This window comes from Corallococcus carmarthensis, from assembly GCF_003611695.1.
Lineage (GTDB): Bacteria > Myxococcota > Myxococcia > Myxococcales > Myxococcaceae > Corallococcus > Corallococcus carmarthensis.
The window spans coordinates 39,264-46,538 of sequence record NZ_RAWE01000061.1 but is presented as its reverse complement, the minus strand read 5'-3'; the positions used below and the strand labels follow the sequence as shown (position 1 = coordinate 46,538).

General features: G+C 70.9%; 4 protein-coding genes. 3 read left to right on the top strand and 1 reads right to left on the bottom strand.

What is annotated here, in order from left to right:
- Positions 1-1,013, top strand: a 1,013-nt coding sequence (locus tag D7X32_RS18510) for a lysylphosphatidylglycerol synthase domain-containing protein (protein ID WP_244239068.1), incomplete at its 5' end; no start/stop codon positions are given.
- A 7-nt stretch (positions 1,014-1,020) separates the two neighbouring features.
- Here the strand turns inward: D7X32_RS18510 and D7X32_RS18505 are convergent.
- Positions 1,021-3,198 carry a molybdopterin oxidoreductase family protein gene (locus D7X32_RS18505; RefSeq protein ID WP_120603882.1) on the bottom strand — a complete coding sequence of 726 codons (2,178 nt, stop codon included), beginning with the start codon at positions 3,196-3,198 and terminating at the stop codon, positions 1,021-1,023.
- A gap of 167 nt (positions 3,199-3,365) precedes the next feature.
- Here D7X32_RS18505 and D7X32_RS18500 point away from each other — a divergent pair, with 167 nt between their 5' ends.
- Together D7X32_RS18500 and D7X32_RS18495 are read left to right on the top strand one after the other, a co-directional pair.
- Positions 3,366-6,752 carry an ATP-binding protein gene (locus D7X32_RS18500; RefSeq protein WP_120603881.1) on the top strand — a complete coding sequence of 1,129 codons (3,387 nt, stop codon included), beginning with the start codon at positions 3,366-3,368 and terminating at the stop codon, positions 6,750-6,752.
- Positions 6,749-7,105: a response regulator gene (locus D7X32_RS18495; RefSeq protein ID WP_120603880.1), complete on the top strand. Its 357-nt coding sequence runs from the start codon at positions 6,749-6,751 to the stop codon at positions 7,103-7,105. The genes D7X32_RS18500 and D7X32_RS18495 overlap by 4 nt, the downstream gene beginning before the upstream one ends.
- Positions 7,106-7,275: the final 170 nt, after the last annotated feature.

Below are 7,275 nucleotides of genomic sequence, written 5' to 3'. Positions count from 1 at the left end.
CCGCCACACCGTGCGTCTGGAGACGCAGGCTGCTCACGGTGCTCAAACCCGTGTTCGCGATGGGCGGACTGGGCATGCTGGGGACCCTGGTGCACAAGGCAGGCGCGGGTGAGCTGAAGACCACGCTCGCTGCCGCGCTGCCGCTGCTCCCCTGGGTGGTGCTCCTCGAAATGGGACGGCAGACCTGCGATGCCACGGCGACGCGGCTGTCCTATGGCGCCCGCTCGGGACAGGTGCCGTTGTCGGTGTTGGTGCGAGCGCAGCTGATTGGCACGGCGGTGTCGAGCATGGCGCCGGCGGGCCGGACGGCGGCGGAGGCGACGAAGGCGACGATGCTGACGCCCTACACCGGGGGCGCGGCGGCGGCGGCGGCGGCGGCCACGTCGCAGTCGGCGTCCCTGGGGGCCGGAGGGCTCATCTCCTTTCCATGCGCGCTGGCGGCGTACCTGATGACGGGCTGGAGCGCGTTCACGGTGGCGATGCTGGTGCACGGCTTCGTCTTGCTGCTCGCGTCGCTGGGCGTGCGCGCGGGGCTCCGGGCGAAGCGGCTGGGCGCGTGGATGCAAAGGCGGTGCGGCAAGTGGGGCACGCACGCGGAGGCGTTCCAGGCGTCGGTGTGCGCCGGAGGGCTGTGTCCGTGGCGGCCGATGCTGGCGTTCCTGGGCAGCCGCGTGTTGCAGGTGATGCAGTACGCGGTGCTGGCGCACGCGGTGGGCATCGACGCGACGGTGGTGCAGGCGCTGTTCACGCAGGGGCTCTACCTGGTGGCGCTGGCGATGGGCTCGCTGGTGCCGGGGCAGGTGGGCGTGACGGACGGGATGTTCTCGCTGGCGGCGGGGGCGATGGGGACGACGGCCGCGAAGGCGATGTCCATCGCGCTGCTCGCGCACACGGTGCAGGCGGTGTTCGTGCTGGTGGGGGCGCTCACGCCGCTGGTGTGGCGCGTCAAGGCGAAGGTGACGGCCGCCGCGCCGGTGGTGCCGCCCGTGCTGCCCGCGCCGGTGTACCGCTGAAGGGAGCTCAGGCCGGTCGCACCCGCACCGGCGTCCCGCTGAAGGCGGCGTTGCCGCTGACGACGTCCAGCGCCTGATCATCCGTGAGGTCGTTGATGCTGGCGCCCGCATGCGCGCCAGCCACCTGGAGGCGGATGCCCGGACGCTGGTGGCCATAGCCATGCGGCAGGCTGACGACGCCGGGCATCACGTCGGCGGTGACGGCGACGGGCACGGTGACCTCACCCACGCGCGAGCGGATGGTGGCATTGACGCCTTCGCTCAGCCCCAGGCGTGAAGCGTCGTCCGGGTGGATCATGAGCGTGCAGCGGGGACGGCCCTTCACGAGCCCCGGCACGTTGTGCATCCACGAGTTGTTGTCGCGCAGGTGCCGCCGGCCGATGAGCAGCAGCTCGCCCTCGCGGGGCGCCGCGTCGTCCGGGAACGCGGCGCGGAGCCGGGCCACGTCCGCGACGAGCAGCTCTGGCGCCAGCTGGATGCGCTTGGAGCGGTTGCGAAGCCGGCCCGGCAGGCTGGGCTTCATCGGCCCCAGGTCGATGCCATGCGGCGCGGCGCGAAGCTTCGCGAGCGACAGGCCCTGCTTCTTGAGTGGATGGAAGCGCGAGCCATACGGCCCCATGCGAAGGCCCAGGTCGAGGAGGCGCTCCGGCCCCATCCGCTTGAGGGCCTGGTACTGGAGCAGCGCGCGGACACTCCGCCCCTTGCGCAGGGTCTCCAGGCGGTGCTGGAGCTCCAGGACAATCTCCCAGTCCTGGCGTGAGTCCGGACCGGCGGGGAACACCGGCGGCGAGTACTTCGCGGTGTTGCGCACGGCGAGCACGTGGAAGACGAGGTCATAGTGCCCGCGCTCCAGCAGCGACGCGGGCGGCAGGATGTAGTGCGCGTGGCGGGTGGTCTCGTTGAGGTACGGATCCACGCTCACCATGAAGTCGAGCTGACCCAGCGCGGTGTCCAGTTGTGTGCCATTGGGCGTGGACAGCACGGGGTTGCCGGCCAGGGTGATGAGCGCGCGGATGCGGCCCTCGCCCGGGGTGAGGATCTCCTCCGCGAGCGCGGCGACGGGCAGCTCTCCGGAGGACTCCGGCAGGCCCCGGACCCGGCTCTTCCAGCGGCCATGGCTGCCAGGGCTGACGCCGAACGCGCGAGGCCCGCCAATGAGGTCGAAGGCGGGCAGGGTGAAGAGGGCGCCGCCCTCGCGGTCCAGGTTGCCGGTGACGATGTTGAGGACGTTGATGAGCCATTGGCAGAGCGAGCCAAACGGCTGCGTGGACACGCCGACGCGCCCGTAGCAGACGGCCCCGTCCGCGGCGAGGAAGTCCCGGGCGATGCCGCGGAGCACGTCCGGCGCGATGCCGGTGTGAGGCGCCGTGCGCTCCGGAGGGAAGTCGCGGACGAGCGGCACCACGGTGTCCAGCCCATCCACGAACGCCGCGAGCCGGCCCATGCGGTGCGCGTTCCCCTCCAGGACGACGTACAGCAGGGAGAAGAGGGCGAGCGCGTCGGTGCCGGGCCGGACGAAGACGTGCTGGTCGGCGATGACCGCCGTCTCCGTGCGGCGAGGGTCGATGACGACGACCTTGCCGCCGCGCTCCTGGATGGCGCGCAGCCGGGCCCGCACGTCGGGCGTCGTCATCAGGCTGCCATTGGACGCGAGCGGGTTCGCGCCCAGGACGAGCATGTACCGGGTGCGGTCGATGTCTGGAATGGGCACCAGCAGCTGGTGCCCGAACATGAGGTGGGCCGCGAGCTGGTGGGGGAGCTGATCCACGGAGGTGGCGGAGAACCGGTTGCGCGAGCGCAGCGCGCGGAGGAGTCCGGGCCCGAACATCATCGCGCCCAGGTTGTGGACGTTGGGGTTGCCCAGGTACGCGCCCACGGCGTTCGGCCCGTGCTCCTTCTGGAGGTCATGGAGCCGCTGGCTGATGTCGCGGAACGCGTCCTCCCAGGACACGCGCTCCCAGCCGGAGGCGGTGCGCTTCATGGGATGGCGGAGCCGGTCCGGGTCCTCGTGAAGGTCGCGCAGCGCCACGGCCTTGGGACAGATGTGGCCCCGGCTGAAGGGGTCCTCCGCGTCTCCCTTGATGGACGTGATGCGTCCGTCCGCCACTTCGATGCGCACGCCGCACATGGCTTCACAGAGATTGCAGGTGCGGAAGTGGACCTGGGGTGTGGCCGAAGCGCTCATGGACGGAGAGCCTACGCCGGCTTCACGGATCGCGGGACCGTCAGGTGATGGACGGTCCAAAGGCCCGGGAATCGGTCATTCGCCTTGATGCTTGGGCCCAGGGTACTTATCTCCTCACGATGGCTCCGCTCCCCGGGAAGCTCGAATGGCTTGCAGGCGGGGGCGAGATGGCCGCCCTCATCGCCTCACTGGACTGGTCCCGCTCCCCGCTGGGGCCCATCGAGTCCTGGCCGCAGAGCCTGCGCACGACGGTGAGTCTTTGCCTCGCGTCGAACTTCCCCATCAACATCATCTGGGGTGACGGCCACAACCAGATCTACAACGCGGGCTACCGCGTGTTGTGCGGCGCGGTGCACCCGCGCGCGATGGGGGAGAGCTACCGCGTCACCTGGGCCTCCGCCTGGTCGGCCCTCCGCGAGCCGTTCGAGCGCGCGCTCGCCGGGGAGACGTCCTACCTCGAGAACCAGCGGATGTTCCTCGAGCGCAATGGCTACCCGGAGGAGACGTTCTTCACCTTCTCATTGAGCCCCATCCGCGACGAGTCCGGCAGGGTGGTGGGCCTCTTCCACCCCGTCACGGAGACGACGCCCTCCATGCTCGCCGAGCGGCGGACGCGGACCCTGCGGGACATCGCGGACCGCGCGGGCCAGGCGCTGGTGTTCGACGAGGCGTGTGAGCTGCTGCTCGCGACGCTGGGGGCGTACAGCTTCGACGTGCCCTTCGCGCTGCTCTATGTGACCTCCGCGGACGGCAACGAGGCGCGGCTCCGGGGCCTGTGCGGGACCGTGGCCGGAATGCCTTTCGCGCCGGAGGTCATCCGCCTCACGGGCACCGCTGACGACGAAGCGTGGCCGCTGGAGCGGGCGGCGAAGAGCGGACGGGTGGAGCAGGTCGCGGACCTGGAGGCCCGCTTCGGGCCCGTCGTCGCGGGGCCGTACCCGGAGCCCGTGAAGTCGTCCTTCGTGTTGCCGGTGCGCGTCGCGGGCGTGGAAGCACCGCTCGGGTACCTGGTCATCGGGGTGAGCCAGCGGCTCCCGCTCGACGGCACCTACCGCGCCTTCGTGGACATGTTGGGCACGGCGGTGAGCGCGGCGCTCGGGAACGTGCGCGCCTATGAGGCGGAGCGGCGCCGGGCGGAGGCGCTGGCGGAGATCGACCAGGCGAAGACGGCCTTCTTCAGCAACGTGAGCCACGAGTTCCGCACGCCGCTCACCCTGATGCTCGGACCGGTGGAGGACCTGCTGGCGGGGGTGCGGGGCGCGTTGCCGGAGGCGGCCCACGGCGAGTTGCAGGTCGTGCACCGCAATGCCTTGCGGCTGCTCAAGCTGGTGAACGCGCTGCTCGACTTCTCCCGCATCGAGGCGGGCCGCGCCCAGGCCACCGTGGAGGCCACGGACCTGTCCGCCCTCACCCGCGACATCGCGAGCGCGTTCCGCTCCGCCGTCGAGCGCGGGGGCATGCAGCTGGTGGTGGACGCGGAGCCGCTCGGAGAGCCGGTCTTCGTGGACCGGGAGATGTGGGAGAAGATCGTCCTCAACCTCGTGTCGAACGCGTTCAAGTTCACGCACGCCGGGGAGATCCGCGTCGAGCTGCGGCGGGAGGATGGCTTCGCGCGGCTGTCGGTCCGGGACACGGGCATTGGCATCCCGGAGTCGGAGCTGGGGAAGGTGTTCCAGCGCTTCCACCGGGTGAAGGAAGCCCGCGGGCGCACGCACGAGGGCAGCGGCATCGGGCTCGCGCTCGTGCACGACCTGGCGAAGCTCCACGGGGGGGCGGTGGAGGTGAAGAGCGTGGAGGGGCAGGGCTCCACCTTCTTCGTCCGGGTGCCGTTCGGGCGTGGCTTCGCGATGGGGCTGCCGGTGCTGGAGGCAGAGCGGCCTCCCGCCAATCCCATCCGGGTCGAGGCGTTCGTGGAGGAGGCGCTGCGCTGGTCGGTGGACCCCTCGGAGGAGCCGGTGCCCGTGCCGGCCGCGCCGCCGGGCACTCCGGCGCCGGTGGAGGAGACAGGGCCCCGTCCACGCATCCTGCTCGCGGACGACAACGCCGACATGCGCGACTACGTCCGCCGCCTCCTGTCGCGGCGCTACGACGTGACGGCGGTGGCGAACGGGGCGGAGGCGCTCCGCTCGGCGCGGGAGTCGCGGCCGGACCTGGTGCTGTCGGACGTGATGATGCCGGTGATGGATGGAATCCAGCTGGTGCAGCAGCTGCGCGCGGACGAAGCGCTGCGCACGCTGCCGGTCATCCTGCTGTCCGCGCGCGCGGGCGAGGAGGCCACGGCGAGCGGGCTGGAGCTGGGCGCGGACGACTACCTGACGAAGCCGTTCGCGGCGAAGGAGCTGCTGGCCCGCGTGCAGGCGCAGCTCACCATGGCGGCCATGCGGCTGCGGGCCGCGGAGCAGGAGGCGCACGCGGAGCAGCTGGAGCAGCAGCAGCGGTGGTTGGAGGCGGTGCTGGACCGGCTGCCGACGCCCACGCTGTTGATGGATCCGGACTCAGGCGAGTTCACCTTCGCGAACCGCGCGGCCCACCAGCTGGCGGACGGCCGCTTCCCCACGGACCTGGCCACCGCGGAGCACGGCCTCGGGTTCCATCTCACCGACGAGGCCGGGGGACCGCTCGTGCTGGAGCGCGCGCTGGAGATCCCCCTTCGCGACCTGGAGGTGGTGGGGCACTCGGTCACGAAGCGGCTGCATCTGGTCGTCGACTCCGACGTCGTGCCGGCCCTGGGACAGCAGCCCTCGCGGACCATCCTCTCCCTGCGGGACATCTCCGGGCTCAAGCGGGTGGAGCAGGAGCTGAAGGCGCTGCTCGGCGCGCGCGATGAGTTCCTTTCCATTGCCTCGCATGAATTGAAGACACCCATCACGTCGCTGCTGTTGCAGTTGCAGATGGCGGAGCGGAACGTGAAGGCCGTGGCGGAGGGGCGTGCCGGGAATCCGGAGCGGCTGGCCCGGTCGTTGACGGTGTCGCTGGTGCAGGTGGACCGGCTGACGCGCCTGGTGGAGGACCTGCTGGACGTGGCCCGCATCCGGTCGGGCACGTTCGAGCTGAACTGCCGGGAGGTGGACCTGGTGCAGCTGGCCTCCGACGTGTTGGAGCGCCTGTCCGGGCAGCTCGCGCAGGTGGGGTGCCCGTCGAGGCTGGAGGCTCCGCCCGGGATGGTGGGGGACGTGGACGCGCACCGGTTGGAGCAGGTGTTGACGAACCTCATCACCAACGCGATGCGGTACGCGCCCGGAGGGCCGCTGGTGGTGCGGCTGCAGGAGCTGGGAGACCTGATGCGCATCGAGGTGCGCGATCATGGCCCCGGCGTTCCGGAGGCGCAGCGGGAGAGCATCTTCGACCGGTTCGACCGGGGGATTGCCTCGCGCAACGCGGGAGGTCTGGGATTGGGGCTCTTCATCTCCAAGCAGATCGTCGCGGCGCACGGCGGGAGGATTTCGGTGGAGGGGCCGCCGGACGGAGGCGCGTGCTTCGTGGTGCTGCTGCCCCGGAGCCCCGCGCACGCCCAGGCCTCGGGTGGCATGACGCTCGCGGGAGGCGGGGCATGACCCGGCGAATCCTGGTGGTGGAGGACGACTTCTACATCCGGGAGGCGGTCCGGGAGCTCCTGGAGGACGAGGGCCACACGGTGGACTGCGCGGAGAACGGAGCGCAGGGCCTGGCGATGCTGGAGGGGATGCAGCCGCTTCCGGATGTCATCCTGCTGGACCTGATGATGCCGGTGAAGGACGGCTTCCAGTTCCGGTCGGAGCAACGGGCCGATGATCGCTTCGCGGACATCCCGGTGGTGGTGATGAGCGCGGATCCGCAGCTCGACAGCCGCAAGGACCTGCTCGAGGCACGCGCCTACCTGCGCAAGCCCGTGGACATGGATCAGCTGCTCGACGCCGCGGCGGCGTAACATGGCAGCCATGTCGTTCTTGAACTTGCCGATCCACGACGCCGAGGTGACGGGCGTGCGGATGGATTGGAGCAGAGCGCTCCTCCACCTGGAGCTGGTCCTGCACACCTGTGAAAGAGCCCGGGTAGACTTCTCTGGAGCCCGCTGGTGGTCGCTCGCGCGCTTCGAGC

Bases quoted from the DNA above. Each gene is read 5' to 3' on its own strand.
- D7X32_RS18505 (WP_120603882.1), bottom strand. From the start codon at position 3,198: ATGAGCGCTTCGGCCACACCCCAGGTCCACTTCCGCACCTGCAATCTC.
- D7X32_RS18500 (WP_120603881.1), top strand. From the start codon at position 3,366: ATGGCCGCCCTCATCGCCTCACTGGACTGGTCCCGCTCCCCGCTGGGG.
- D7X32_RS18495 (WP_120603880.1), top strand. From the start codon at position 6,749: ATGACCCGGCGAATCCTGGTGGTGGAGGACGACTTCTACATCCGGGAG.